The sequence below is a fragment of the [Clostridium] symbiosum genome (genome assembly GCA_036419695.1).
GTDB lineage: Bacteria > Bacillota > Clostridia > Lachnospirales > Lachnospiraceae > Otoolea > Otoolea symbiosa_A.
The window spans coordinates 4,552,896-4,578,473 of the sequence record CP143946.1; the positions used below are offsets into that span (position 1 = coordinate 4,552,896).

Annotated in this window: 19 protein-coding genes and 1 pseudogene; 10 read left to right on the plus strand and 10 right to left on the minus strand. The window is 46.1% G+C overall.

All coding sequences use genetic code 11. The features are described from left to right. The first annotated feature begins 129 nt into the window (after positions 1–129). Positions 130–1,695 carry an aromatic amino acid ammonia-lyase gene (locus V3C10_20370; protein WVP61632.1) on the plus strand — a complete coding sequence of 522 codons (1,566 nt, stop codon included), beginning with the start codon at positions 130–132 and terminating at the stop codon, positions 1,693–1,695. A gap of 131 nt (positions 1,696–1,826) precedes the next feature. Here V3C10_20370 and V3C10_20375 read toward each other — a convergent pair whose 3' ends face one another. The 4 genes from V3C10_20375 to V3C10_20390 are packed head-to-tail and all read right to left on the minus strand — an operon-like array spanning position 1,827 to position 6,019. Continuing rightward, positions 1,827–2,984 carry an enolase C-terminal domain-like protein gene (locus tag V3C10_20375; protein ID WVP61633.1) on the minus strand — a complete coding sequence of 386 codons (1,158 nt, stop codon included), beginning with the start codon at positions 2,982–2,984 and terminating at the stop codon, positions 1,827–1,829. 38 nt (positions 2,985–3,022) lie between these two features. Next, the gene (locus tag V3C10_20380; protein ID WVP61634.1) at positions 3,023–4,183 is read right to left on the minus strand and encodes a TRAP transporter substrate-binding protein; all 1,161 of its coding nucleotides are present in this window, start codon (positions 4,181–4,183) and stop codon (positions 3,023–3,025) included. A gap of 55 nt (positions 4,184–4,238) precedes the next feature. Further along, the gene (locus tag V3C10_20385) at positions 4,239–5,522 is read right to left on the minus strand and encodes a TRAP transporter large permease (protein WVP61635.1); all 1,284 of its coding nucleotides are present in this window, start codon (positions 5,520–5,522) and stop codon (positions 4,239–4,241) included. Further along, positions 5,522–6,019: a TRAP transporter small permease gene (locus V3C10_20390; GenBank protein WVP61636.1), complete on the minus strand. Its 498-nt coding sequence runs from the start codon at positions 6,017–6,019 to the stop codon at positions 5,522–5,524. The genes V3C10_20385 and V3C10_20390 overlap by 1 nt, the downstream gene beginning before the upstream one ends. Before the next feature lie 263 nt (positions 6,020–6,282). Here V3C10_20390 and V3C10_20395 point away from each other — a divergent pair, with 263 nt between their 5' ends. The 3 genes from V3C10_20395 to V3C10_20405 all read left to right on the plus strand — a co-directional run bounded on the left by V3C10_20395 (position 6,283) and on the right by V3C10_20405 (position 8,687). Next, positions 6,283–7,188 carry a LysR family transcriptional regulator gene (locus V3C10_20395; protein WVP61637.1) on the plus strand — a complete coding sequence of 302 codons (906 nt, stop codon included), beginning with the start codon at positions 6,283–6,285 and terminating at the stop codon, positions 7,186–7,188. Further along, positions 7,178–7,969, plus strand: coding sequence for a hypothetical protein (locus V3C10_20400; GenBank protein ID WVP61638.1), 792 nt, complete (start codon positions 7,178–7,180; stop codon positions 7,967–7,969). The genes V3C10_20395 and V3C10_20400 overlap by 11 nt, the downstream gene beginning before the upstream one ends. Positions 7,970–8,228: 259 nt before the next feature. After that, the gene (locus tag V3C10_20405; GenBank protein WVP61639.1) at positions 8,229–8,687 is read left to right on the plus strand and encodes a hypothetical protein; all 459 of its coding nucleotides are present in this window, start codon (positions 8,229–8,231) and stop codon (positions 8,685–8,687) included. A 69-nt stretch (positions 8,688–8,756) separates the two neighbouring features. Here the strand turns inward: V3C10_20405 and V3C10_20410 are convergent, their stop codons facing one another. Further along, the gene (locus tag V3C10_20410; protein WVP61640.1) at positions 8,757–9,398 is read right to left on the minus strand and encodes a sigma 54-interacting transcriptional regulator; all 642 of its coding nucleotides are present in this window, start codon (positions 9,396–9,398) and stop codon (positions 8,757–8,759) included. A 12-nt stretch (positions 9,399–9,410) separates the two neighbouring features. Here V3C10_20410 and V3C10_20415 point away from each other — a divergent pair. From V3C10_20415 to V3C10_20425, 3 genes and pseudogenes are all read left to right on the plus strand, one after another. Further along, a pseudogene (locus V3C10_20415) lies at positions 9,411–10,820 on the plus strand (BCCT family transporter). 30 nt (positions 10,821–10,850) lie between these two features. Beyond that, positions 10,851–12,392, plus strand: coding sequence for an aromatic amino acid ammonia-lyase (locus V3C10_20420; GenBank protein WVP61641.1), 1,542 nt, complete (start codon positions 10,851–10,853; stop codon positions 12,390–12,392). Between the two features lie 20 nt (positions 12,393–12,412). Further along, entirely contained in the window at positions 12,413–12,730 is a 318-nt protein-coding gene (locus V3C10_20425; protein WVP61642.1) for a hypothetical protein, read from the plus strand. Positions 12,731–13,239: 509 nt separating this feature from the next. On the opposite strand, the gene V3C10_20430 is transcribed toward V3C10_20425, so the two are convergent. Next, the gene (locus V3C10_20430; protein ID WVP61643.1) at positions 13,240–14,475 is read right to left on the minus strand and encodes a MerR family transcriptional regulator; all 1,236 of its coding nucleotides are present in this window, start codon (positions 14,473–14,475) and stop codon (positions 13,240–13,242) included. A gap of 291 nt (positions 14,476–14,766) precedes the next feature. On the opposite strand from V3C10_20430, the gene hisD reads away from it, so the two are divergent. The 3 genes from hisD to V3C10_20445 are packed head-to-tail and all read left to right on the plus strand — an operon-like array spanning position 14,767 to position 18,747. Next, a complete protein-coding gene (gene hisD / locus V3C10_20435) occupies positions 14,767–16,038 on the plus strand; it encodes a histidinol dehydrogenase (GenBank protein WVP61644.1) in 1,272 nt (423 codons plus the stop codon). Positions 16,039–16,096: 58 nt separating this feature from the next. Further along, on the plus strand, positions 16,097–17,290 hold the full coding sequence (locus V3C10_20440) for a M20 family metallopeptidase (GenBank protein WVP61645.1): 1,194 nt from the start codon (positions 16,097–16,099) through the stop codon (positions 17,288–17,290). 29 nt (positions 17,291–17,319) lie between these two features. Then, positions 17,320–18,747 carry an MFS transporter gene (locus tag V3C10_20445; protein WVP61646.1) on the plus strand — a complete coding sequence of 476 codons (1,428 nt, stop codon included), beginning with the start codon at positions 17,320–17,322 and terminating at the stop codon, positions 18,745–18,747. Positions 18,748–19,134: 387 nt separating this feature from the next. On the opposite strand, the gene V3C10_20450 is transcribed toward V3C10_20445, so the two are convergent. The 4 genes from V3C10_20450 to V3C10_20465 form a co-directional block, all read right to left on the minus strand. After that, positions 19,135–20,772, minus strand: coding sequence for an O-antigen ligase family protein (locus V3C10_20450; GenBank protein WVP61647.1), 1,638 nt, complete (start codon positions 20,770–20,772; stop codon positions 19,135–19,137). A 667-nt stretch (positions 20,773–21,439) separates the two neighbouring features. Continuing rightward, positions 21,440–23,143: a phospho-sugar mutase gene (locus V3C10_20455; protein ID WVP61648.1), complete on the minus strand. Its 1,704-nt coding sequence runs from the start codon at positions 23,141–23,143 to the stop codon at positions 21,440–21,442. A gap of 59 nt (positions 23,144–23,202) precedes the next feature. Beyond that, a complete protein-coding gene (locus V3C10_20460) occupies positions 23,203–24,228 on the minus strand; it encodes a type I phosphomannose isomerase catalytic subunit (protein ID WVP61649.1) in 1,026 nt (341 codons plus the stop codon). After that, positions 24,197–25,513, minus strand: a complete 1,317-nt coding sequence (locus V3C10_20465; GenBank protein WVP61650.1) for a sugar phosphate nucleotidyltransferase — start codon at positions 25,511–25,513, stop codon at positions 24,197–24,199. The genes V3C10_20460 and V3C10_20465 overlap by 32 nt, the downstream gene beginning before the upstream one ends. Positions 25,514–25,578: the final 65 nt, after the last annotated feature.

Genomic DNA, 25,578 nt, shown 5'->3' on the forward strand with positions numbered 1-25,578 from the left:
CGGGACTATGGCGGGAATATAACGGAACTGTCTCCGGGGCAGCAGTTCTAAAAACCTGCGGCGCCGTGTCCGGATAGTCAGGATACGCGCCGGACTATATACAAATAAATTATTAAAGGAGCCTGAATTATGAAAATCGAATTGAAAAATCCATCCGCATTAAAGGAAATCACTCTTACAGACTGCAAGAAACTGGGATTGGACGACTTTATGGCCGTTGTCCGTTTCCACGCAAAAGTTACTTTTTCGGAAGAGTTCTGTGAAAAAATCAGAGCCAACCGCCGCCTGATCGACCGGTTTCTGGAGGAAGGGCGTATTATCTACGGCGTAACCACCGGTTTCGGCGAAAATGTCAGGTATACAATCAAACCAGAGGATGCCAGGACTCTACAGAAAAATATTGTCCGCTCCCACGCCTGCGCCGTTGGGACTCCGCTTACCGAAGAACAGGCCAGAGCCGTCATGTTCATGACAATCATCAACCTGGGCCACGGCCATTCCGGCATCCGTCTGGAAACCCTTGAACTGATCCGCGATTTTCTCAACAACAACCTGGTTCCCTTTGCCCCCGGCGAAGGAAGCGTAGGGTATCTCGGAGTGGAGGCGCATCTTGTCATGGCCTATATTGGAGAAGGCCATGTGCTTGAGAACGGAGAAAAAATTCCGGCGATCCAGGCAATGGCCGCAAAGGGACTGGCCCCCATTGAACTTCAGTGTAAAGAGGGACTGTCCATGTTAAACGGCACTATCACCGTTACCGCCCTTGCCCTGCTGGCATCCTACGACTCCATCATCTCGATGAAGAACCTGGAGATCGCAGGCGCCCTTTGTTTTGAGGCGCTGCGCGGCACGACAAAGGCCCTGGATGAAAGAATCCACAACAACAAGGAACATGATGAACAGAGAACATCCGCCGCTAACCTGCTGCGCATGCTGGAAGGCAGTGAAATCAGTGAGACACATAAAGACTCCAAGGTTCAGGACGCCTATGTGATGAGAGGTATGCCTCATATCCACGGCGCCGCTTACCGGCTTGTCAAGGAGGCATATGAAGTGATTTTAGAGGAGATGCATTCCGTCAGCGACAATCCGGAGATCTTTGATACGGAAGACGGAAGGGGCGAGGCCCTGATGTGCGGCAACTTCGACGGTTCCTTTGTCGGTTCCCATGCAGACATGATTGGAATGGCGGCTGCAATCGCCGGAAACCAGGCCGAGAGAAGTATCGACCGCATGGTAAACCGCAACTTAAATGACGGTCTTCCCGCTTTTCTCGTTGCAAACCCGGGCCTGAACAACGGTTTCATGATTCCTCAGTATACGGCCGCCGGGCTGCAGAACGAAATCAAGCTGCTGGCCGTCCCGGCTTCCATCGACTCCATTCCCACCTGCGCCGGACAGGAAGATCCCGTCTCCATGGCGTATAACGCCGCAAAAAGAGCTGGTGAGGCGGTACGGAAGCTCCAGTACATCATCGCAATCGACATCATGGTTTCCCTGCAGGCCATCGACCTCCTGAAACCGCTGAAACAGGGAAAAGCAACCGCGAAAATTCATGATTTTATCCGCGAAAAAGTTGCCTTTGCCGAAAATGACCGGTTCTTTTATCCGGATATCGAATACATTTACTCGCTTGTCAAGGATGGTACCCTGATTCAGCTCGTTGAAGAGGAAACGGGAGCGATCAACCTTTAAAAAACTCTCATACTGCTAATTTCATACTTCAGAAGGACGGGGGAACTGCTGCGGCAGTTTCCCCGTTCCTTCTGGTATATGATAAAGCGGTCAGGTATATTGGGTTACATCGGCTTTCCTGCCTAAACGGTTCAGCAGACACCTCTCATCACCTCATACAAATTGCTCTTCAGCTCAAAACCGATTCCCGGCACATCGGGCAGCGTAATATACCCATCCACCACAGGCACATCATCGGCAAAGCCGCCGAATGGCTGGAACACGTCGGGATAGCACTCATTTCCTCCCAGCCCCATGCCTCCGGCAATGTTCAGGCAGAACATATGGCCTCCGTGAGGGATACAGCGCCGCTTATTCCATCCGTGGATATCCAGCATATCCAGAATTTTCATATATTCCACCAGTCCATAACTCAGGGGACAGTCAATCTGGATGTAATCACGGTCCGGCCTCAGGCCGCTGTAACGTATCATATTCTGGGCATCCTGGAGAGAAAATATATTCTCCCCCGTTGCCAGAGAGCCGCTGAAATGTTCCGCAACAATGGCGGTAGAAGCAAAGTCGAGGGGATCCAGCGGTTCTTCATACCATTTGATGCCATACGGTTCCAGCGCCCTGGCGTATGCCAGGGCTTCTTCCAGGCAGAACCGGCCGTTAGCGTCCACCGCCACATCGGAAGGGCTGCCCACCACGGAGACGACGGCTTCCAGACGTTTAAGATCCTCACCAAGCGGCGCTCCTCCAATCTTCATTTTGACCTGTCTGAATCCACGATCCAGGTAGCTCTTCATTTCATCCTTCAGTTTATCAATGCTGCTGTCCGGATAATAATATCCCCCGGCAGCGTATGTATAGATTTTTTCATCGTACCTGCCATTGTTAAAGCGTTCTGAGAGGAGCTTCCACAGGGGTTTTCCCTCTATCTTTGCCACTGTGTCCCAGACCGCCATATCGATGGCTCCGACCGCGTGGGCCCTGTCCCCATGGCCGCCCGGTTTCTCATTGCTTTTGAGGATCTGGTTAATTTTAAACGGATCGAGGTTTGAACCGTCCTCCGTATAGATATCAACGGCATCCAGCAGTCTGGGAATCATCCTGTCCCTCAGGATACTGGTGGGCGCATATCGGCCAATTGAGTTAAATCCGTAGCCGACCACCGGCTTCCCATTTCTGATTACATCCGTTTCAATTGCCACAATGCTTCCCGTCATCTGGTTGAAATTAATATACGCATTGGCAATGGCCGTGCCAAATGGAATCGTTTTTTCTTTGATGCTGATAATCTTCATTATTTTCTATATTCCTTTCGTTTACTTCGGGTATCCGTCTAATTCGCCCCGGCCACTTTTTCTATCATATCTGCTCCAACTGTCCCGGCAAAATCATCCCACATGGGTTTGACAGATTTGATTATCTCCTGAAGTGCATCATCTGAAAGCTCCGTCACTTCCACTCCAGCCGCTTTCATTTCCTCAATTAATTTGTCTTCCTCTTCTGCGGAACGTACGCGTTCCCATTCGCAGGCCTCTCTGCAGGTATCGTAAAGCATCTGCCGTACCGGATCCGGAAACTGATCCAATGTTTTTTTGCTGATGAGAATCGGGTTCGCTGCATAAATATGATTGTCAATGGTCAGGTATTTGGCTGCTTCATAGTAACGGTTGCTGGCTATCGTTGCAATCGGTGACTCCATGCCGTCCACAGTCCCGTTTTGCAGCGCCGTAAACAGTTCACCCATGGCCATGGCTGTCGGGATCGCTCCGAGCTTCTCGTATAATCCCAGATATACCTTGCTCTCGGGAACCCGGAATTTGAGCTTGGAGTAACCAGCCAAATCCGCTATCGTGTGGACCGAATTAATGGACTGTCGGAATCCTCCCTCAAAAGAGGCCAGTACATAATATCCTTCCTGCTCTTCCGCTTTTTTGAAGATTTCCCTGCCTATTTCACCGTCCAACACCTTGTAGGCATGTTCCCGGCTCTGGAAAATGTAGGGCAGATCCAGAATCGCTACAGATGGAACGGCTGCGGACATCGTGGCCGGTGAATTGTAGCTGATATCGATGGTTCCCATTTTTAAGCCGTCCAGCATATCGGCCTGGCTGCCGAGTGTATTCGATTCATAAACTTCGATCTTAATCTTCCCGTCCGTTTTTTCCGCCACCAGATCAGCCCAGTAATTACAGCCGTCCAGGGCTGGGGAGCCTGCCGCCTGATTAGTGCCGAATTTAAGAGTAACGGACTTCATTGAATCTACGGCTGCCGAAAGTTCGGCGTCCTGCCCGGATGCTGAGCCTGCTTTATCAGCGGCAGACGACTGGGAATCCTGGCCGCTGCTGCTTTTAGCCTGCTCCTCCTGCTGCTTTGGCGCAGTCCCCTGTTCCTGGCCGTTTTCTTCCCGAGTCTCTCCCGCTCCTCCGCAGGCCGTCATCGCAACGGACAAACATGACAGAACAATTGCCAATGAGTTTCTTTTCCATTTTTTCATGATTTTCTCCTTTTTCGTATTAAACTTATATTTTATGCTTAAATTTAATTCCTCCCTACATAGCACCGAGCAGTTTCGGCAGTCCCAGAGACAGTACCGGCACATAGGTAATCAGCAGTAAAACCAGAATCAGTGCAATCAAATAGGGAACAATATTTTTACATATCACGTTAAACGGCGTCCCGGAGATTGTCTGGACCACGAACAAACTCACTCCCACCGGCGGCGTGATACAACCGACGGCCAGGTTGACCACCATGATAATGCCGAGCAGAATCGGATCAACGTTCATCGCGCTGAGTAGCGGAACCAGGATCGGCGCCAGAATGATCACGGCGGACGATGCATTCAGGAAGGTTCCCACAATCAGCAGCAAAATATTTACCAGGAAAAGCATTACATATTTATTATCCGTCACCGACAAAAAGAATGCGGTCACAAGCTGGGGAACCCGGTATGCCGTGATGAGCCAGCTGAAAAGTCCGGCTGCGTTCATCACGAACATAACAACGGCAGTAGATAAAACGGAATCCATAAAGATTTTGGGCAAATCTTTTAAATGCAGTTCCCTGTAGATAAAGGCGCTGACGATCAGGGCATAAATACAGGAAGCCGCAGCAGCCTCCGTAGCAGTAAAAATCCCGCCGTAAATGCCGCCGATAATGATGACGGGAGTCAGAAGTCCCCATACGCTTGAAAAGAAGGTCCGTACAATCTCCCTGGGACTACTCTTCTCCGATGCAGGATAGCCGCGCTTTTTCGCCTGGTGATGAAGCACAATCATAACCGCCACACCCATGAGAATTCCCGGAATAAAACCGGCTAAAAACAGAGTTCCGACAGAGACTCCCGCAGCCACGGCATAGAGAACCATACTGACGCTGGGCGGAATAACGATGCCCGTGGTGGAAGCAGCCGCCACTACACTGGCCGAAAATTCGGTGTCATAGCCCTCCCGCTTCATTTCCGGTATCAGGGTGCCTCCCACTGCGGCAGCGGTGGCGCTGGAGGAACCCGAGATGGCGGCAAAAAACATGGCGGTCAGCGTGGCAACCATTCCCAGCCCGCCGGTAATCCATCCCACCAGTGTATTTGAAAAATCCACCAGACGTTTGGAAATGCCTCCGGCCGTCATAATTGAACCGGCCAACATAAAGAAGGGAACCGCCATCATGGAGATGGAATCATTGGAGGTAAACATCCTCTGTGCCACCAGTGCAATCGGAATAGTCCCGTCCACAAAGATTGCGGCGATCGTTCCCAGCCCAAGAGCCACGGCAATGGGCACTCCCAGAGCCAGCATCAGGATCAGAACGAGAAATAGAATTGCAACAGCCATTATAAATCACTCCCCTTTCGTATCATTTTCTCTAACAGTACCTGAAATTGAAATAAGAACATCAACACCCCCGAGAGAGGCACGATTAAATAAACAAGAGCCATCGGAATACTGCACGCCACGGAATTGGACGTCGCTCCCGCCTGCACCAGAGTAATTCCTCCTTTGACAACAACTGCATAAAAGAACAGACAGAGTAAATCCACCAGGATTCCGTGATAACATTTAGCCTGTCCGGTCAGGGCATTTCCCAAAATTTCCACGCTGGAATGGCCGCCCTTCTGGACGAGGTAGGCACAGCCGAGCATGGTTGACCAGATAAAACAGTACCGAGCCACCTCATCCGTCCATGCAAGGGGCGTCTGAAATACAAAGCGCATGATAATCTGAAGACTCGCCGCCGCAAGCATGACGGCAAAGGCGGCAATTGAGATCCACTTTATCAGCTTCATGAAAATACTGTTCATCCATCTGAGTTGTTTTGTAAGTACGTTCATAGATGTCTTCCTTTCTTAATTACTGTATTCAAGTGTTTTTTCCTTATTTTTCCATCTGATCTGCTGCAGTTCATCGCGTATCATGGAAACTAGCCTAATTAAATCATAACCGGGAAAAATTGTCTAATAACGAAACATTATTATAGTTATAAATATATTTTTCATAACAATTATCTATCTATTAATAAGAAAAAGTGATGATAAAATAAATGAAATCAGAATTTTCATATGGTACAATGGGCAAAGGGGGAGGAATATTTAATATGGAGTTTAGACAACTGGAATACTTTATCGCCGTGTGCAGGCACAAGAGTTTTACCCGGGCATCGGAAGTGCTGTTTGTTTCTCAGCCCGCCATCACAAACGCGATTAATAATCTGGAAAACGAATTGGGAATTAAACTTTTTAACAGGACGAAACGGAATGTAGATTTGACTGCAGAAGGGCAGACTTTTTACCGCCATGTATCAGTGGTGTTAAATGATGTGGATCATATTCTGCTTCAGATGAATCAATTGAAGGAACAGAAGCGTCAGGTGCTCAAAACGGCAGTGGATTCATGTCTGGCTCTTCCTGTGTTTCTGCCGGGACGCCGCGCTTTTCAGGAAAAATACCCTCAGATCCGGCTAAGCTGCCTCTACTGCAGCTGCTCTGAGATCCAGGCGGCGCTGGAACGCGAGGGATACCAGGTCGGCATCGGTCTGGGAGATTCGGATTCCTTCCACTCCGGCAGGCTGGCGGCAAAGCCCGTGCTGTCCGGCAAACTGTGCGCTGTGTGCCGCAGCCAGCCGGAGGAAGCCATGGCTATGGAGAATGCCAGGACACCGAAAAAAACTGGGGCACCGGAGCAGATAATCCTGATGAGCCCCGGATATACCTTTACCAGGAAGGCGGCCGCCTTTTTCCAAAACATGGGCAAGCCGGTAACCCTATCCTACAGTGGTAATTTCTCCATTACCGCAGAACTTTTGAGACAGGGTAAATGCGCGGCCCTGGTTCCCGACTTTCTTCTTGATTTTTTTGAAGACTACAGTCCGGCTCCCATCGAGATACCGGATTGGGAAATCAATATTTATCTTCTTTCAGGGCAGGAGCTTTCGGAACATGCGCAGTTATTCCACCGTGAACTGGAAGATTTCATTACAGGGAGGCAGTTTTATGACATATAAATTATATACTGTGGGCAGTAACCAGATTCTGGCGGATGAACTAAAGGATGCGCTCACTTCGATATTGCAGGACCATATCCCGGTCTATGCCTGCCCTCTTGGCGAACTGACGGCAAGGACGGACGGGGTTCTCTACGTATGCAACCAGTCACAAATGCCACATATCCTGCGCCACATCAGTCCTGAAAAGGTGATATTACTGGATATGCAGCCCTCCGCCCAGTTTTATCTGCAAATCACTTCCATACCGGCCGGATCGGATATTTATGTTTTTAATAACCGGCAGCCCTATATTGATTCCCTGATCGGGCGCTGCTGTGAAATGGGGCTGAACCAGTATCACTATATCCCGGTCCCCTATGCATCACTTTCAGAGGAAGTTCTGACACACTATCTGTCCGAAGCGGAATATATCATCGGGGTGGACCGGATTCTGGACGCCGTGCTATGGTCGGAAAAATACCGGGGCTGTCTGCGGGAAAATGTGATGACAATCGGAGCAAAACGCGTGGTCTCCATCGAGTCCACCTGCAATATGATAAAAAAGGTCAATGAAACGCTGTTCGATTACTTCACTGTGCAGCTGGATGAGCTCTTAGTCTCATTCCATCAGGCCAAACACGGGGAGACGCTCTATACTCATTTTAAAGAGCTGGAACAGAGGCTCTGCGCCGTCCGCGAGCCCATCTGCCCGGAGAAAACAACGTATAAAGATAAAAATATGAAAAGCATTATACTGCGTTCCGCAATGAGCCAGCTTGTGTCCAACAGGGATGTGTAACTCAGGATTTCATACAAAATATGCATGGAAACACTCCGCGGTATACTGCCAGAGGGCGTTAGGGATAAGTTGTGCCGGCTAAGTTGTGCCGGTCTTATTTTCCTTGCCAATTCCACCTTCTGATGCTATAATAGCGATAAGTGCGGTTATTTTTTATGGTGTTTAAGGACAGGCTGTAGTTTTCAACGGAAAGGGGCTGTTTTCCTGTCGCTTTTTATTTTCGCCATATCCCACCGCTATAATTTACGGAGGTATTTTTATGCAGACAATTCTGAACGTAGTGCTCATCATCCTGGTCATTGCAGTCATCGCTCTGGCAGTACTTTATTACTTCGGCAGGAAGATGGAAAAGCGTCAGGCAGAGCAGCAGACCATGATGGAAGCTGCAAAACAGACGGTTTCGATTCTCGTTATTGATAAGAAGAAGCTGAAAGTTAAAGAGTCCGGTCTTCCTAAGACGGTAATCGATCAGACTCCCTGGTATATGAAAAGAGCCAAGCTCCCGATTGTCAAGGCAAAAGTCGGACCGAAGGTCTTAACACTTATTGCAGATGACAAGGCATTTTTACAGCTCCCTGTAAAGACAGAAGCCAAAGTTGTAATCAGCGGCTTGTACATAACGGATGTCAAGAGCGTCCGCGGTGGTATCCCGCCGATTCCAAAGAAGAAGGGATTCTTCGCCCGGTTTAAGAAAGATAAGAGCGAGAAAAAGAGTTAATTTATAACAGACGTAGAAGGACTGCCGCGCAGATGGTAAATCTGCTGACGGCAGTTCTTTTTTAATCCCTCAGATTATAATACCATATTTTTTAATCCGGTACTGCAGCCCCTGCCGGTGGATTCCGAGCGCCTGGGCGGTCTGCGTGATATTGTAGTTATACTCTTTCAGCGCCAGCCGGAGCACCTTCCCTTCAAATTCATCCATAGTTTCCTGGAGTGTCTGATGTGCATATTCCCGCTGCATTGCGGGCAAAGCTTTCTCTTCCACTCCCTTCTCGTTAAAAAGGAAGTCCGGCAGGTGCTCCGGGCGGATTGTATCATCGTCGATCACATTCAGCACATAGTCCAGAACGTGAAACAGCTCCCTCACATTTCCCGGCCAGTTGTAGGATATGAACCGCTCCACCACCTCGGGGCTGATATGACGGATCGCTTTTGCATAGGTAAATGAATTCTGTCCGATATAATAATAAACCAGCTCTTCAATATCCTCCGGATGTTCCCTGAGCGGAGGGAGATTGATCGTGATTGTGGACAGGCGGTAAAAAAGATCCTTGCGCAATAAATTCTTCTCCAGCAGGGTATAGGGATTTTCGTTGCAAGAGGAAATAATCCGCACATTGAAAGGAATATCCTTAGTCCCTCCCACTCTGCGGAATGTCCCTTCCTGGATAACCCGCAGAAGTTTGGACTGCATCGCCATGCTCATGGATATGGAAGAATCCGTTTCGGCGGCCCGAATGCCAAGGCCAAGTACTCCTTCGGGAGCTGGTTTGCCATGACGCTGACGGGAGGAATCGCCACGGGCCTTATCACATACGGAGTAAATGAAGTGCTCGTTTATTACGGGGACGTGTGGGGAGAACTGAGTGGAATGGGCATCGAACCGTTTTCCGACAAAGCGGCGTTCTTTTCCATGGGAAGGGTCTTTTACCACTGGACGTTTATCCCCTACGCAATGTACGCTTTATCGGGTTTAATCATCGCCTACATGTATTTTAACCGCCAGAAAGAGCTGTCCGTCTCAGCCTCCCTGACTCCCCTTTTTGGCGATGCCGTCACAAAAGGATTCTTTAGAGGGCTGGTGGACACGCTCTCCGTACTCTCCATCGGACTCGGCCTCGCCGCTTCCCTGGGAGCCGGACTTGCACTGATTGGCAGTGGCCTTCACGCCGTTTACGGAATCCCGCAGGGACCGGTTTTGTGGTTCCTTCTGGCCGCAGTCATCACCGTTACCTTTACCATTGCTTCCGTATCCGGCCTGGATAAGGGAATCAAATGGCTGGCAGGCCTTACCTCGAAAATTTTCTATATCCTGCTGTTTGTCCTTTTTATCATCGGCCCCACGCTCTACATTATGAATCTCGCCAACGTGGGTATCGGTGAATGGATGGATCATTTCTGGACCTGGGGATTTGATCCCTATCTGGCAGGAGGAAAACCTCTCGTTATGTGGTGGACCATGTACGCCTGGGCCATGTGGATTGCATATGCCCCTCTTATGGGAATTTTCTTTGCCATGATCGCCTATGGCAGGACGGTCCGGCAGTTCCTCGTCATCAACTGGATTCTCCCTTCCGTCTTCGGCGGCGTGTGGTTTGCCGTATGGGGCGGTACTGCTCTTGACTGGCAGATGTCGGGAAAGGTCGATCTGGTGGCCGCGATCCAGGCCAACGGTGCAATGGCCGGACTCTGGGAATTTTTAAAGGCAGTTCCCCTGGGATTTATCATTATCCCGGTGGTCATGATAACGCTGATAGCCGCATTCGCCACCACGGCCGACACCATGTCCACCACGATCGCGGCCGTCTGTACCAAGGGAGCCAGACATGATGAGGAACCCGCACTCTGGCAAAAAGTCCTCTGGGGCGTTACCATCGGCCTGATAGCCGCCATCATGGTAGCCTTCGGAGGTGGAGAACAGGGAATTAACGGTGTAAAATATTTATCCGCCTGCGGCGCCTTTGCCGTCCTGGGTGTGTTTATCCTTCAGATATTTTCTACAATTAAAGTATTCTTTTTCGATAAAAATACGCAGAAGGACATTGAGGACGCAGACAGTGGGGAGAAGCCGGAAAACTTTGAAGAACCGGATACCGGTATCCATACGGAGGCCGAAACAATCGGCTAAATTATAGGTAACATTGGAGGTAACACATTTATGAATACTGCTAATAGAATTGAGTCTGTAACTCTCGGAGACAGAATAACGATAGAAGAACTGGTTGCCATTGCAAGGTTCAATGCCACCGTTGAATTCTCGGAAACATATAAAGACAGGGTAAAAAGCGCCAGAGAGCTGGTTGAAAAATGGACGCGGGAAAAACGGGTCATGTACGGCATTACCACCGGTTTGGGTATCCTATGTGACAAGCTTATCTCACCGGAAGAGACGTCCCTGCTCCAGAAAAATGTCATCGAATCTTCCGCAACTTCCATAGGGGAACCTTACACCGTTGAACAGTCGCGCGCCGTCATGGTTGCGGTGCTTCAGAACCTGGGCAGCGGTTACAGCGGGGTGCGTCTTGAAGTGCTTGAAATGTACCGTGAATTTTTAAACCGCGGACTGACTCCATGGGCTCCCCGTGAAGGTTCCGTCGGCTATCTTTGCACGGAAGCCCACCTGGCCAGAACTCTGTACGGAGCCGGTAAAATGTATTTTCGCGATCAACTGATGGATGCCTCCGAAGCGCTGAAACTGGCGGGCCTGGAACCGATTACCCTGGAATCCAAGGAGGGACTGTCCCTGATCTCGGGGACGGCCTCCCCCACCGCTCTGGCTTCCCTGGCTCTGTATGACATGCAAAAAGCGGCAAAAGCCGCTGATATCATCGGCGCCATGACCCTGGAAATATCCAGGGGGCAGCTACCCGCCTTCGATGAACGTGTCTCAAAAGTCCGGCCGCATCGCCATCAGGCAGAAACGGCCGCAAACGTGCGCAGGCTCCTCTCCGCCTCTGCGTTCAGCGCCTCCGCCCAGGGACATCACCTGCAGGATCCGCTGTCGCTGCGCGGCATCCCCCAGCTTCACGGGGCTGCTAAAAAAACGCTGGAGGATGCAAGAGTAACTTTAGAGGTTGAGCTTAACTCCTGCAACGACAATCCCTTTGTATGGCCCGATATCAGCGATCCCGATATTCTCTCCAGCTGTAACTGTGACGCTTCCTATGTAGGACTTGCCATGGATTCAAGCTGCATCGCCGCCACCATGCTCGCCAAGATGTCCGAGCGCAGAAATACCCACATGATAGACGGCAATATGTCCGGCTACCCCTGGTTTCTGGTAAAACAGCCGGGCCTCAACTGCGGAATGATGGTTCCCCAGTATTCCCAGGCGGCTATCCTGAACGATATGAAAATCCTGTCCGCCCCCGCCACCGTAGACAGTATCCCAACCTGCGGCAACCAGGAAGATTATGTATCCATGGGATATAATGCGGCAAAGAAAGCCGTCACCGTCGCCGGGAAACTGGAATCCGTTCTCGCCTATGAACTTTTATCGGTCTTTGCGGCTCATCAGTTTATGGAGGAAGGAGTGAAACCGGGAAAGGCGACCGAAGCTCTTCTGAAGGAGATGTCCCTGCATATACCGGCTTTAGACAAGGATATGTTTTTCCATCCTTATATCTGCTATTTGAAAGAATTTATCCACAGCGGAGAAATCCTTAGCATCGCCGAGGAAGCCGTGGGGGAACTGCTCTGAATGCCCTGAAAGGAGATTCTATGAAAACATCCGTTAAATATGTAGAAATCGACCTGATACGCATTTTTACCACACCGCCGAATACCAGAAAAGAGAAGATCACTCTTTTTTCTATGATGCTTATTGTTTTTATCCTCTTTTTTGGTCCTCTCTGCTTCACCGATGTCTCACCCTGGAGGGCCATTGCGGTTTCCTGTCTTCCGGCTTTGTCCATCTCCTGGGGATGGGTGGTTCTGCTGAGAGGGTTATTCCGGAAAGAGGAATATTCAATGTTCAGAAAAAATCAACCCGGCACTTGCCAGAGCTTTGTTAAAATGAAGGTTGAATCAAAAAACTGAAACTCAGACCAGACATCCCTGGCAAACACGTTAAACAGATCCGCTGCGATGTCCGGAGTATGGCACTTTTATGTTTATTTTGGAAGTCTGCCAAAAGCTGCACTATTTGAACACTATCAAAGGTTATGAGATAAGGATCGTTCCATACACCTTTTCTTTCCCTTCCGTCAGATAGTGCAGCCTAAACAAAAAACAACATACCGACAATTGATTTACTTATATCGTATGGACATCTTATTCTAATAAGTATTGGCGTCTTATTCCAATATGCATGCTAAAACCACTTGCACGGGATGCTCAAAAAAACACATTCAATCACCTCCAAATTCCAATTACACCCAGTTCTTTTTCAAAGGCATTCTCGTTATATGTTTATCAGACTATGCCTAATGCATTTATTGTCAAACAGCCCCATAATTTGTTAAATCTTCTTATGCAATCCGCAACTGCTCTGTTCATTGGTCTTTCCGCGCTCTACATAGAGCCAGTTTAGGAGAACACAAAAAACACTATTTTTTATTCTTTACCGCCTCATATGCCAGCAAATGCAGCTTATCCCCTTTTTCATGGAATCCCAGTCCCAGATTTGCCCCTGAATCGGTGGAGTAACCACAGTCAAACTGTGATAACAACTGATAATTTGAGCAAATTCCTTTCTGGAAAAAGCTGCGGTTAAAATTATTAGAGCTTGACTCGGGATAACTTCTCAATAAATTTCTCCGTGAACGCTCTCCCCCGTCAAAATAGAAATACACTCCGGCCGCGCGGCCGCCGTCTTTTAAATACGAATACATATAATCCGGCCAAAAATCATCGTGATAAAAATTATGTTCATTCGTTGCAAAAAAATCAACTGCTATATCCACGCTCTTTCTTTTGATTGGCGGCGCCACCCCGGCATCTGCGATATAGAGAATATCATAGCCGCGGCCGCTCCTGTCAATCAGCTCTTTATAAGCAGCCAGTGTTTCCGGAAACTTGTCAGTAACAATCAGTTCCGTCCCTTCATTCAAAAGCTCCATATGATTGTGGAGAAAAAACCAGGCGTTAACGTAGCTTTCCCACATCACCTTGCCCGCAGTCCCGGCCTTTATCAGGCTCTCACCCAGCCAGTTGTAGGAACGCTCAAAGAGACTGAGAGTGGCGGACGGCAGGTCACGGTAGAGTTCCCGTATCGTATCAGGTTTGTCATAAAAACTGGTATTCCTGTTTGGAGTTAACAGAATGCCATCCTGTATCCTGGCGCTGTAACCGCAACGGCAGCTCATCTCGGCCTCAAAAATATATCTGCTGTCCATTGATGCGTTCTGGGCGCGCAGTTCTCCCCCGCATACCGGACAAACCAGCAGTCTCAGCATTTTAAGAGGCACCCCCGTGTTCACAGCCTCCCCGTCTCCTGCCCGGAACATACTCATTGAGGAACGGAGTACCTGCTGCGCCCGTGCAAGAGTCTCGATGCGTTCGCCCAGCGCGGTGTCCTGTTCCGCAAACAGCCTCAGCACCTCCGCCCTGTCCTCCTGGGGAACCAGGCCGGAAATCCGTCTGAGAGATAGCAGCCTGTGAATTACCTCAAGAGGAAATTCCATCTTTTTAAGCTCCAAAAGCCATTCCAGATCACCCAGTGTTTTTTCATCAAAGATATATTGTCCACGGTTAACAGGCGGGACTAAAAGACCATGTTTAATATAATAATAAATACTGGTCACCGGTACCGAAAATTTCTTAGCTGCCTGTCCTATCTTCATATCTATTCCCCCTTTTTCCAAAACTATCATGGATTTAGACCCCAGTCAAGGTTTTTAATAAAAAGACTGAATTTTCAGTATTGACATTAACTTTGGTCTTGAATTTATACTATTAATAACTTATCAAGGTCATCGGAAAAAATAATTCCTATTTTCCTGTTTATAAAGCAACGAAAAGCATGCATCGCGAACTTTTCATTGCCGCTCAACAAAAGACCTGTTCCTATAACATAGGGCCTGTCCATAAGGCCGTATCAATTACTAAACAAACCTTAAGGGAGGATTAAACATATGGAATACCTGAAAAAATCAATTAAACGTTCAACACAGGAAAGCCGGGCGCTGACGGAAAATGTGGCGGAAATTATCCGTAATGTACGTGAAAACGGTGATTCTGCCATTCTTGAATACAATACGCGTTTTGACGGCAATACAAGACAGAATTTCCGCGTGACTCCTGAGGAAATAAAAGCCGCCTATGACGCTGTGCCGCCGCAGAGCCTGCATGACATGCGTGAAGCCGCCGCACATATCAAAGCATTTGCCCAGGCTCAGAAAGAATGCCTGAAACCGTTAGATAACTTTTCCACCATCCCAGGCGCTGTTCTCGGGCACAGAATTATTCCGGTAACCTCTTGCTGCTGCTATGTTCCAGGCGGCGGCTATCCGCTTTATTCCTCCGCCCTGATGCTGATTATTCCGGCAAAAACAGCCGGCGTCGGGCGGGTAGCGGCCTGTGCTCCTGCAGTCAAAGAAACCGGATGTATTCATCCGCTGACACTGGCTGCCATGGATATTGCCGGTGCGGATGAGATTTATGTCATGGGCGGAGCGCACAGCATTGCCGCATTTTCATACGGCACACGTCAGATTTCCCCGGTTGACATCATCGTAGGACCTGGAAATCAATATGTGGCAGAGGCGAAACGCCAGTGTTACGGCCAGATTGGAATCGACTTCATCGCGGGTCCCAGCGAGGTCCTGGTGATTGCCGACAAGAGTGCCAATCCCGCCATCTTAGCTGCCGATCTTCTGGCTCAGTCGGAGCACGACAAAATGGCAAAAGGTATCCTTATCACGACCGACAGGGAACTTGGCCTCGAAGTCATCCGGGCCGTTGAAGCAGAACTTGAAACCATTGAAACAGCCCGGATTGCCCGTGCCTCCTGGGAATCCTACGGTGAGGCCGTACTTGCCGATAACCTCACCGAGGCTGTTGCCCTGGCAAATGAATACGCACCGGAACATCTGGAGGTCATTTTGGAAAATCCCGATGCGGTTCTGGATCAACTCCATAACTTCGGCTCTCTCTTCATCGGCCAGGAAACCGGGGAAGTGTTCGGAGACTACGCGTCCGGCACGAACCATACGCTGCCCACCGTCCGCGCATCCCGCTATACCGGAGGCGTCTGGGTCGGGACGTTTCTGAAAACCTGTACTTATCAGCGTTATGACAGGGCTGCTATGAAAGAAACCGCACCGTTGGTATCACGGATGGCCAGGGGGGAGGGGCTGATTGGACATGCACGGGCAGCGGAGGTGAGAAAAGAGCTGCTGGACTAAGGGGAGAAATCGTAGTCACAGATATGATTGGAAACTGTCAAAGAAAGGAGATTTTCAGATGTACCAAGCTACAGATCGGGAAAAACAGCTACTTGAGCTGGTTGATGTGGAAGGAGCCATTCAATTTTTACAGAAAATAGTTCAGACGGACAGTCAGAATCCTCCGGGAAATGAGATGTCTGTTGCCCAGATGATCAAGGAAAAGCTGGACGAAATCGGACTGGTAACCGAAATCCAGGAAGTGGAAAAAGGACGTTTCAATGTGCTCGGCCTGCTTCCGGGAGAAAACGACGAGCAGCTTCTTTTTAACGGCCACATGGACACGGTAAAAATCGGCAGTCCTGAGCATTGGACAAAGCTTCCTCTCGGAGGCCAGATTGAAAACGGTAAACTCTACGGAAGAGGTTCCTGCGACATGAAGTCGGGACTGGCCGCAATGATTTTTGCGATAGAAGCCATTGTCAAAAGCGGAATCGCTCCTAAAAAAAGTATTTTATTTACGGCTGTCATCGATGAGGAGGTATTTTTCAAGGGTACACAGGCCCTGATCGATGCCGGAAAATTAAAAAAATGTACCCGCGCCTATATCAGCGAGCCCACCTCCGTATGTATTGCCACCAGTCTTCAGGGCGCCGCAGAATTTACAGCCAGAACTTATGGAAAGGCCTCCCATTGCGGTATGGCCGAGAACGGGATCAATGCGATAATACCAATGGCCGATTTCGCAACCCAGCTGAACGCGTTAAATGAAAAGCTGAAAAAGAAAGGCGCTGTTCTGGGCTTTCCCGTCAATCCCAGCCTGAATGTCGGCTCTATCCAGGGCGGCGTGGATGTTCTTCTTGTTCCCGATTACTGTGAAATGCATTTTGACCGCCAGGTATTTCCCGGCGAAGACATGCAGGAGGCAATCAATGAAATCAGGACAATTTTTGACGGTGTCTGTTCCAAATACAGCGCAAAGAGCGAGCTGACCTGCAACCAGTATTTTAATTACTGGAAAGTAGATAAGGAACATCCGGTCGCGCAGACTGCAATCCGGTGTCATGAAACCGTCACAGGAAAACAGCCGGAGGATATTCTGTTCCGGGCTTACGCCGAAGTTGAAATGATCGCCAACCAGGGAATCCCCGGAGTTATCTATGGCCCTGGCAGCATTCTCCAGGCCCACCGGCCGGATGAATATGTACTGATTGAGGAATTTATTACTGCGATGAAAACTTATGCATTGATTGGATATGAATTCATAAGTTAAATAACACGGCTTGTGCAAGGAGGGCTACTATGAGTAATCAAAAACCACAGAAACTGGGACTTAAGAAATCTCTATCTTATGGCATGGGAGCTATAGGAGAAGGAATTGGATATAATTTTTTCTACAGTTATTTTATATTTTTTATGATCAATATCGCCGGAGTCAATCCGGCCGTCGCCGGAACCGTCTCCCTCATCGCAGTCTTCTGGGACGCGATTACCGACCCGATTATCGGTTCCATGTCCGACCGCTGCCGAAACAAAAAAGGAAGAAGGACGCCATTTATCAAATATGGCTCTATCTTCCTCGGAATCTCACTGGCGCTTATGTTTATCAATATCGACTTGCCTGCCGGTGCAAAGGTAGGATATTATATCATCATTAACATTGCCTACTGGACGTTCCTGACCTCCGCCGTTATCCCTCATATCGCATTAGGCTCCGAGCTGACCGATGACTTCGAGGAGAGAACCACTCTGCGGACCTGCGCAAATTTTCTGATGAATATCGGTATGCTTATCGCAATTAGCGGCTCACTCATGATTGTACAATTTTTTGCAAAAATCTTTGGCAGCGAAAGCATGGGCTGGACGGCAACGGGAGTGCTGTTTGCGATAATCATCGTTTTCGTCTATAACTTCTGCTGCTTTTCCGTGCGGAGCTTTGAGCCGGAAAACCCAAATCTGCAGGAAGGATATATACCGGAGAAATTATCATTTAAATCCGTCCTTTCCAATTATCTGGATGCGTTGAAGGTAAAACCCTTTAACAAGCTGCTGGTTATCACATTCTGCGTTAATTTTGCCGTCGGAGCAGGATCCAGCCTGATGATTTTTCTCTACACCTACGTCTTTCACTATACTGAAACGAAAACATCCTTCATGCTGCTTGTGACAACACTCTTTCTGCTTTTCACTACCGTCATGGCCGGTGTGATTGCAAATAAATTCGGCAAAAAACAGATGATGCTCGGTGGAATGGTTTGCTACACCGCCTGCTATCTTATCATGGCGTTCCTTCCGGCAAGCGATTTTACCGCTTATCTTTATATCCTGTTCTACGGAATTGGAAATGCCACTTACTGGACTCTGATCTACTCGATGTCCTACGATACGGCTCTGATCGAAAAGTTTAAATCCGGCAATTCACCGGATGGCCTGTATACCTCAATGATAGGCTTTTTCATGAAAGCCGGAAGCGCAATCGGCATGTGGATTACCGGTATCGTTCTCAGCGCAATCGGTTTTAACGCCGAAGCCGCCGAGCAGGCGGCGGATACGATAGCAAAGCTGAAACTGGCCTTTGGCTTTGTTCCGGCCGGGATGCTGGCTGTTGCTGTGATCGCTGCTGTTCTGTATTCGCTGACAAAGGAAAAATACGGGTTGCTGCTGGCGGCAACGGAGGCAAAGGAAAGTGGGCTGGAATATCGGACAGAGGGGTTGGAGAAAGTGCTGTAAGAGGAGGTGGGCTGCACTGGGGCTTCGAAATTTTATTATGACTGGATTGAGTGCCTGAATGCCGAAATTAAGTGATCGATGGAAATTTAATTGGAAGCTACTCCAGAAATGCTCGAAAACTTTACTGAATATGATGTCGACTATCCCAAAGGTAGTAAACCTTTAAACTTAAGTAATAAACTCTTACTCAGTTTGGAGGTTTACTTTACGACAAGAAAAAGATTCGACAGGGCTGAAGCTACAGTTCAAGATTTTTTTGAGAAACGTCTAAGTGGGTTAAAAACCGAATTCCGGAAACACAGGACTGCGCGGGACTTGCCCTGAATCTTGCTTATAATTCAGATAATGGCAACGCCAAATAACTACTTTACCTATAGAAACATTCTATCAGTTCTTTCTCTTTACTACTCGAATGCCTTCTGCTTCCCGACTTAAAGCCAGACCAACTGCCAACAACGTCCACATAACTGGCGTCGCAATAGGAAGATTAATATTCACAATATTCTGTACATTATAGCAAAGAACAGCCGCTATCGGAGCAAGAATGAAGGGTCTTTCCTCATAAATACGCAGCATACGTACCAGCCCTCCCCCCACAAACAGTAGATATGCGATGACTGCAAAAGGTCCCATAGTTACTAGATACTGCAAATACTCATTATGGGCATTCTCATAGAACACTCCCTGAAGAGCGATGGTCTCCTCCCGAAAATCCCATGTTAAGAGCCCAAAGGTATCAGGTCCAAAGCCAAAAAGTTTATGTATCATCGGCTGCTTCATGTATGATTCCAAACCGATCCGCCAGCAGTATCCCCGATTTGAACCCCAATTATCATTAAATACAAGATATCGTGAAAGGGCTGCATATCGTTCCGGATTATCACCAAAATTAGCATCGTACAGTACATAGACAATCAGAACTGCTGCAGATAGTACAATAAGGAGCCAAATAATGCGTAGCCATGCCCCGATTCTGTCGTTCTTCTTTAGCGTACCCGCACGGCTTGATGCAAATAGCAACACCACGCTCCCCCATAGTATAATAAGAATCACTCCCAGCTTCTCGTATCCTGCCATATAGTCAAAGATTCCATGAAGGCCGATAACCTTATCCGTCATCTTTATATTAATATCTGCAATTATGCGAATGGTACTCATAAAGGATGCCACCAGTATTATATACTGCATCACTCCTCTTCTGCTCCTAAAAAGCACAAACGGTAAAAATATAAATAGAGCTCCCAGAGCCAAGTAGGCATTATCACTCTGTCCCATAATGATTGCGAAAAAGCTGATGAGAAGTACTACATAGTACCAAATGCATCGCAATATATTTTTTTCTGCTACGAAAAGGCCACAGGATGTTCCCATAAGCATTGCCACATAGGCTGTATAGGTATTTACATTTCCTAGAAACGAAGTGAAGAAATTCCCCTGTTCCTGTGCCACATTATTCTTCCAACCAAGAATATCCATTTGAAAATAATCGGTAATTCCAAAAAGGCAAACGAATATACCACTTATAAGAAACAGATCCAGATGCCATTTTTTAAACCTCCCTAACTTACCAATAAAATACACGCTGAGTACATACAGCGTAATTAAAAATAGTCCGCTGAATCGTCCCTCATTTCCCCAAAAAGACTCAAATTTATAATCTGATAGGGCTGTTGACAACGCCGCAAATATCCAAAATGCTGCCAAAGCCTTGTACTCAATGGGCTGGTTCTTCAGAGTACTCGGCCGTAAATGGGAGAAAAACTTCTTCATATTCAGTCCATTGTACTCTAAGCGATCTACAAACAAAAATACAATTCCTAATAAAATACATACTGCAATCATAGTAAGGACTGTAATCCAGTAAAACTTATACTTCGCCTTTAATATATTAAAATAATAATTCTCATAATATAAAGGAAAGACCACCAAAATAATGCATGTAAATACCACAATGACTCTGGAAAACACTTTCCCAGCCACTTCAGACAGCACAGTAGACTCTTTTCCTTCTGTAAATTTTTCCATTTCTTCAGTCTCCTTCACGTTCTGAATGTTCTTATTTGCAGGACTTATTATAAATAATATTATAGTCAAACATGAATTTATCACTTATTTTATAACATATAAGATAGCCATTTCTTGTTGGTGGATTTAAAATTGCTTCTGATAATTACTGTTCCCACTATTCCTAATACTAAAATAATAAGGTCAAACAGTAAGGTTTCTTGGAATAGCTATTGAGCATCAATATATTTAGCGTTTTACCTGTTAGCAGATGTAGACAATATATCCCCATTGTGCAAGAACCAAACCAATTTATAATAATCCTTATGTTCCCTTTAAAAATATCAGGTAAATTTAACACAAATAAACAGATTGAAGTAGCAGATAGCATTAAATATAAACCATTATATCCGAAGCCTGATATCTCCGGAATGATCTTTCTTGAGACAACTTGTCCCATAACATGGGCGCACCCCTTTCTTAACTTTCGCCATAGCGGGAAGAGCCCCATATAATATGGACCTCTACACGGCAGAGATGGAATTCTTTTTTACTACTTTGACCATAAAGTATAAAGCCAATTGTGATGATAGCATATAATAAAAACGACTTATTATTACACCTAAACAAATACTAACACTTCATGAATCAAGATTTTTATAACTAATATCATATAGTATGCAGCCTTTTAATTGCATACAAAGTACGTATTTAATACTTTCACAATCTTTTCTTCCATCAATTTAGCAGCCCCTCTATCCTCAGCACTTATACTAATATATACTTTCATCTTTGGTTCAGTTCCAGATGGACGTATCACAACAGAGCAATCATCTTCGAGCATATATTTTAAAACATTAGATTTTGGTAACCCGTCCCGACCTTCCGCATAATCTAGAATCTTAATAACCCTTTTAGGCCCTATCTTTTCTATACCATTTTTAAATTTCTTCATAATACTATGCATCTTGCTCAATCCAGCAATCCCCTCAAACTCATAACTATGAAGCGTGTTGAGATAGCAACCATATTCATCATATAGTTCAGCCAGCTTATTAAACAGACTGATGCCTCGACTCTTATAATATGCAAACATTTCGCAAATAAGATATGTGCCGCTCACCGCATCTTTATCTCTAACATAAGTCCCTGATAAATATCCATAACTTTCTTCAAAACCAAATATATATGAGTCTACTTTTCCTGCAGCTTCCAGTAACCCAATTTGCTCTCCTATAAATTTGAATCCAGTTAATACATTAATACTACGAACACCATACTTTGCTGCAATTCTCTCTGCCATGTCACTTGTCACAATAGTTTTTACCAGTATAGGATTTTCTGGCATCTTTCCGTGTTTTATTCTTTGTGAACATATATAGTCAAAAAGAAGCATTCCAGTTTCATTTCCGGTTAATAGCACCATTTCTCCAGCTGCGTCTTGAACTGCAATTCCAACACGATCACAGTCTGGATCAGTCGCCAGTACCAGCTCCGCATCAACTTTTTCTGCATACTCCATTCCTAGTTTCATAGCTTCTTTCATTTCTGGATTGGGATATGGACAGGTGGGAAATTCTCCATTTGGTTGCGCCTGCTCCTTAACCACAGTAACTTTTGTAAATCCCACTTCATTTAAGGTCGTCAATACCGGCTTCAACCCAGTACCATTTAGTGGAGAGTATACAATTGAGACATCTTCGTCAATCTCCTCTCCAAACAGAACCGACTGTGCCTTTACTTCTTCAATAAAATTGCGAAATACGTCCTGGCTTATGTAACCAATTTTTCCATTTTTCACGCCAGTGTCAAAATCCAATTGTTTTATATCTGAAAAAATATCTAGCTTCTCAATCTCAAATGATATCTCTTCTGCTATTTTTGTAGTAATCTGACAACCATCTGAATTATAGACTTTATATCCATTATACCTGGCTGGATTGTGAGATGCTGTTACCATAATTCCCGCTGCACAATCAAGCGTACGAACTGCGTAAGATAAACATGGCGTCGGCATCAACTCTGAAAAGAAAGCAACATCAATTCCATTAGCTGCAAATACACCTGCTGCCGTTTTAGCAAACAGTTCAGACTTAATACGGCTATCATAAGAAATTGCTATTTTCCGTTTAAAAATAGGGAAATGCTTATTTACATAATTTGCCAAACCCTGTGATGCTTTTGCTACCGTAAATACATTCATCCGGTTTGTACCTGCACCAATGACACCCCTGAGTCCGCCAGTGCCAAATGATAAGTCACAATAAAATGCATCCTCAATTGCAGCATCATTATCCTTGATGTGATTTAACTCTTGTGCAACATCCAAATCAGCAACCGCCTTCTTAATCCATCGTAAATATTCAATATGATAGTCTTTTATAGCCACCATTTAATCACCTCATTAATCTTTTGAAAAGCATTTTATTATAAATATTTAGGATATAGCCGTCAACAACTGACACATAATAATTCTGCCTTTCCATGAAGGCTAAATTTTACCGATTCTGCCGGAACAAATATACAATCTCCACGAAAAAAATCCTGTTCACCTCCGTCCCACCGAATACAGCCGCATCCCTCCAAACAAAGCAATACATGAAAGGAATTACTTCCCGTTTGAAACCATGCCAGTTCTCTGCATCTTTGTGTATCTAAGGTAATTTTTTCAACCTGGAAATACTTACAGCGGCAAAGTAACTCAATCATTGCTCCTCTGCGGAAACGGATCACTTTCATCGGCTGCCTTGGTGCAATACTTCCATTCAAATTAGCAACAGATAATGCCTTTTCAACGTGAAGCTCTCGTTTGTTTCCATTTCTATCTACACGATTATAGTCATAAAGGCGATAAGTCAGGTTCGAACTTTCCTGCACTTCCGCAACCAAACAACCAGCACAAATGGCATGTATCTGACCTGATGGAATAAAAAAAATGTCTCCTTTTTTTACCGGCACTTTCTGTAAAAACTTTTCCAAATTCTCTTCCTGCAGACTTTTCAATACGCTGTTTCTATCCATATCGTGTCGAAATCCATACACCAACTCTGCATTTTTTGAAGCTTCGACGATATACCACATCTCGGTCTTTCCCCATGATCCATTTTCATATAATGCAGCAAAATCATCTGAAGGATGAACCTGAACAGACAAATCGGATTTCGCATCTATGAATTTAACAAGCACTGGCAGTCCATTATTCATTTTTGGATGAGTTCCGGCTAGTTCTGGGTATCTCTTTAAAACATCTGATAGTAACTGTCCTGTAAAAACACCAGAACAAACTATACTTTGTCCATCTGGATGTGTCGAGCATTCCCAAGTTTCTGCCAAAGAATCCAAATTAAAATTCTTGGAAAAGTCATCTCTCAATCTGGTTCCCCCCCAAAGATAATCTTTTCCAGCCGGTAATAAGAAAAACGGGACATGATGAATCTTTTTTTTCTCAGTATTCGAGTTCATACTTATGTTTATCATGGACACTAATTTCCTTACCAATCTGTAGTTCCAATACCTTCAGCTCTGTTTCCGCAAAAATTGTGTGCCTACAGCCTGCCTGCATAGTAACCACGTCTCCTTCAGCAACTAGATGTTCCATACCATCTACAATTACCTTACCTGTACCAGACATAACCGTCCAAACTTCGTCTCTTCGCTCATGACTGTGGTAGTTCATCCGCTGACCTGGATTTAACGTCACTTTGATGGTTAAACTATCCTCTTCGACATCCAACACTCTGAAATTCCCCCATGATTTTTCCGCAAACATAATCTGTTGGTGAATCTCATCTACAATCGGCTTGATATAGCTGGATTGCTCTTTATCTGCTACCAAAATTCCTTCCGGTGATGCAGATATAATAATATCCTTCAGCCCCATGCATACTATAGGTACGCCCATCTCATTAATTACATGTACATTTTTACAAGTTTCATTAAGCACAGCTTCTCCAACATTCGACTCTGCCATAGCTTCCGTAAGTGTATTCCATGTCCCAAGGTCTTTCCAACTTCCTCTAAAGCGCTGCACTTGAATCTTATCCTCTTTTTCTACAACCGCATAATCAAACGAAATCTTTGTCAATGTGTCATACTTTGCAAACAAATCTTCATAATCTGTAAATTGTATCAATTCATGGGCCTTCTGAAGTACATAACCCACTCTGTATGCAAACACGCCACCATTCCATAATGCACCTTGCCTAATATATTTTTGTGCAGTCGCTACGTCTGGTTTTTCTTTAAATGTAGAAACAAAGCTGGTCGATGCCAAATCGCGTGGGATAATATATCCATATTTCTCACTTGCATAGGTCGGTTCTATCCCCATTAGAACCAGATTTGCCTCTCCTTTTTCAGCCTGTTCTCCTAATTTTTTTAATGCAAAAAAATATTCATCTTCCACATATGGATCTACCGGGCAGACTACAACAGACTCCTCAAGGCCCATTCCTTTTATATCATGTAAATAAGCAGTTGCCAGCGCTATTGCGGGAAAAGTATCCCTTCTGCAAGGTTCTACGCAAATACCAATATCTTCACCTAACTGGTTACAAATAGCTGAGACCTGAGCTTTCGATGTAGCAATTATAACGTTTGCATCTTTATCGGCCGTTCGTATCTGGCGGTATACACGTTGTACCATTGATTCATAGGAGCCATCCTCCCTTTTAAAAATCTTTATAAATTGCTTAGAACGAATATCATTCGAAAGGGGCCAAAGGCGCTTACCCGATCCTCCTGAGAGTAAAACTATATTCATCGATAGAATTCCCCTACTTTCTTTTGTAGTTTACTCAGTAATATTTAAGTAAATAAATAGCTCAG

What these genes read in the sequence shown, in the direction of transcription:
- V3C10_20455 (WVP61648.1), bottom strand. Translation starts at nt 23,143, where the DNA reads ATGGTGGCTATAAAAGACTATCATATTGAATATTTACGATGGATTAAG.
- hisD (WVP61644.1), top strand. Translation starts at nt 14,767, where the DNA reads ATGGAATACCTGAAAAAATCAATTAAACGTTCAACACAGGAAAGCCGG.
- V3C10_20400 (WVP61638.1), top strand. Translation starts at nt 7,178, where the DNA reads ATGACATATAAATTATATACTGTGGGCAGTAACCAGATTCTGGCGGAT.
- V3C10_20385 (WVP61635.1), bottom strand. Translation starts at nt 5,522, where the DNA reads ATGGCTGTTGCAATTCTATTTCTCGTTCTGATCCTGATGCTGGCTCTG.
- V3C10_20425 (WVP61642.1), top strand. Translation starts at nt 12,413, where the DNA reads ATGAAAACATCCGTTAAATATGTAGAAATCGACCTGATACGCATTTTT.
- V3C10_20405 (WVP61639.1), top strand. Translation starts at nt 8,229, where the DNA reads ATGCAGACAATTCTGAACGTAGTGCTCATCATCCTGGTCATTGCAGTC.
- V3C10_20410 (WVP61640.1), bottom strand. Translation starts at nt 9,398, where the DNA reads ATGAGCATGGCGATGCAGTCCAAACTTCTGCGGGTTATCCAGGAAGGG.
- V3C10_20430 (WVP61643.1), bottom strand. Translation starts at nt 14,475, where the DNA reads ATGAAGATAGGACAGGCAGCTAAGAAATTTTCGGTACCGGTGACCAGT.
- V3C10_20440 (WVP61645.1), top strand. Translation starts at nt 16,097, where the DNA reads ATGTACCAAGCTACAGATCGGGAAAAACAGCTACTTGAGCTGGTTGAT.
- V3C10_20390 (WVP61636.1), bottom strand. Translation starts at nt 6,019, where the DNA reads ATGAACGTACTTACAAAACAACTCAGATGGATGAACAGTATTTTCATG.
- V3C10_20420 (WVP61641.1), top strand. Translation starts at nt 10,851, where the DNA reads ATGAATACTGCTAATAGAATTGAGTCTGTAACTCTCGGAGACAGAATA.
- V3C10_20450 (WVP61647.1), bottom strand. Translation starts at nt 20,772, where the DNA reads ATGGAAAAATTTACAGAAGGAAAAGAGTCTACTGTGCTGTCTGAAGTG.
- V3C10_20375 (WVP61633.1), bottom strand. Translation starts at nt 2,984, where the DNA reads ATGAAGATTATCAGCATCAAAGAAAAAACGATTCCATTTGGCACGGCC.
- V3C10_20445 (WVP61646.1), top strand. Translation starts at nt 17,320, where the DNA reads ATGAGTAATCAAAAACCACAGAAACTGGGACTTAAGAAATCTCTATCT.
- V3C10_20465 (WVP61650.1), bottom strand. Translation starts at nt 25,513, where the DNA reads ATGAATATAGTTTTACTCTCAGGAGGATCGGGTAAGCGCCTTTGGCCC.
- V3C10_20380 (WVP61634.1), bottom strand. Translation starts at nt 4,183, where the DNA reads ATGAAAAAATGGAAAAGAAACTCATTGGCAATTGTTCTGTCATGTTTG.
- V3C10_20370 (WVP61632.1), top strand. Translation starts at nt 130, where the DNA reads ATGAAAATCGAATTGAAAAATCCATCCGCATTAAAGGAAATCACTCTT.
- V3C10_20460 (WVP61649.1), bottom strand. Translation starts at nt 24,228, where the DNA reads ATGATAAACATAAGTATGAACTCGAATACTGAGAAAAAAAAGATTCAT.
- V3C10_20395 (WVP61637.1), top strand. Translation starts at nt 6,283, where the DNA reads ATGGAGTTTAGACAACTGGAATACTTTATCGCCGTGTGCAGGCACAAG.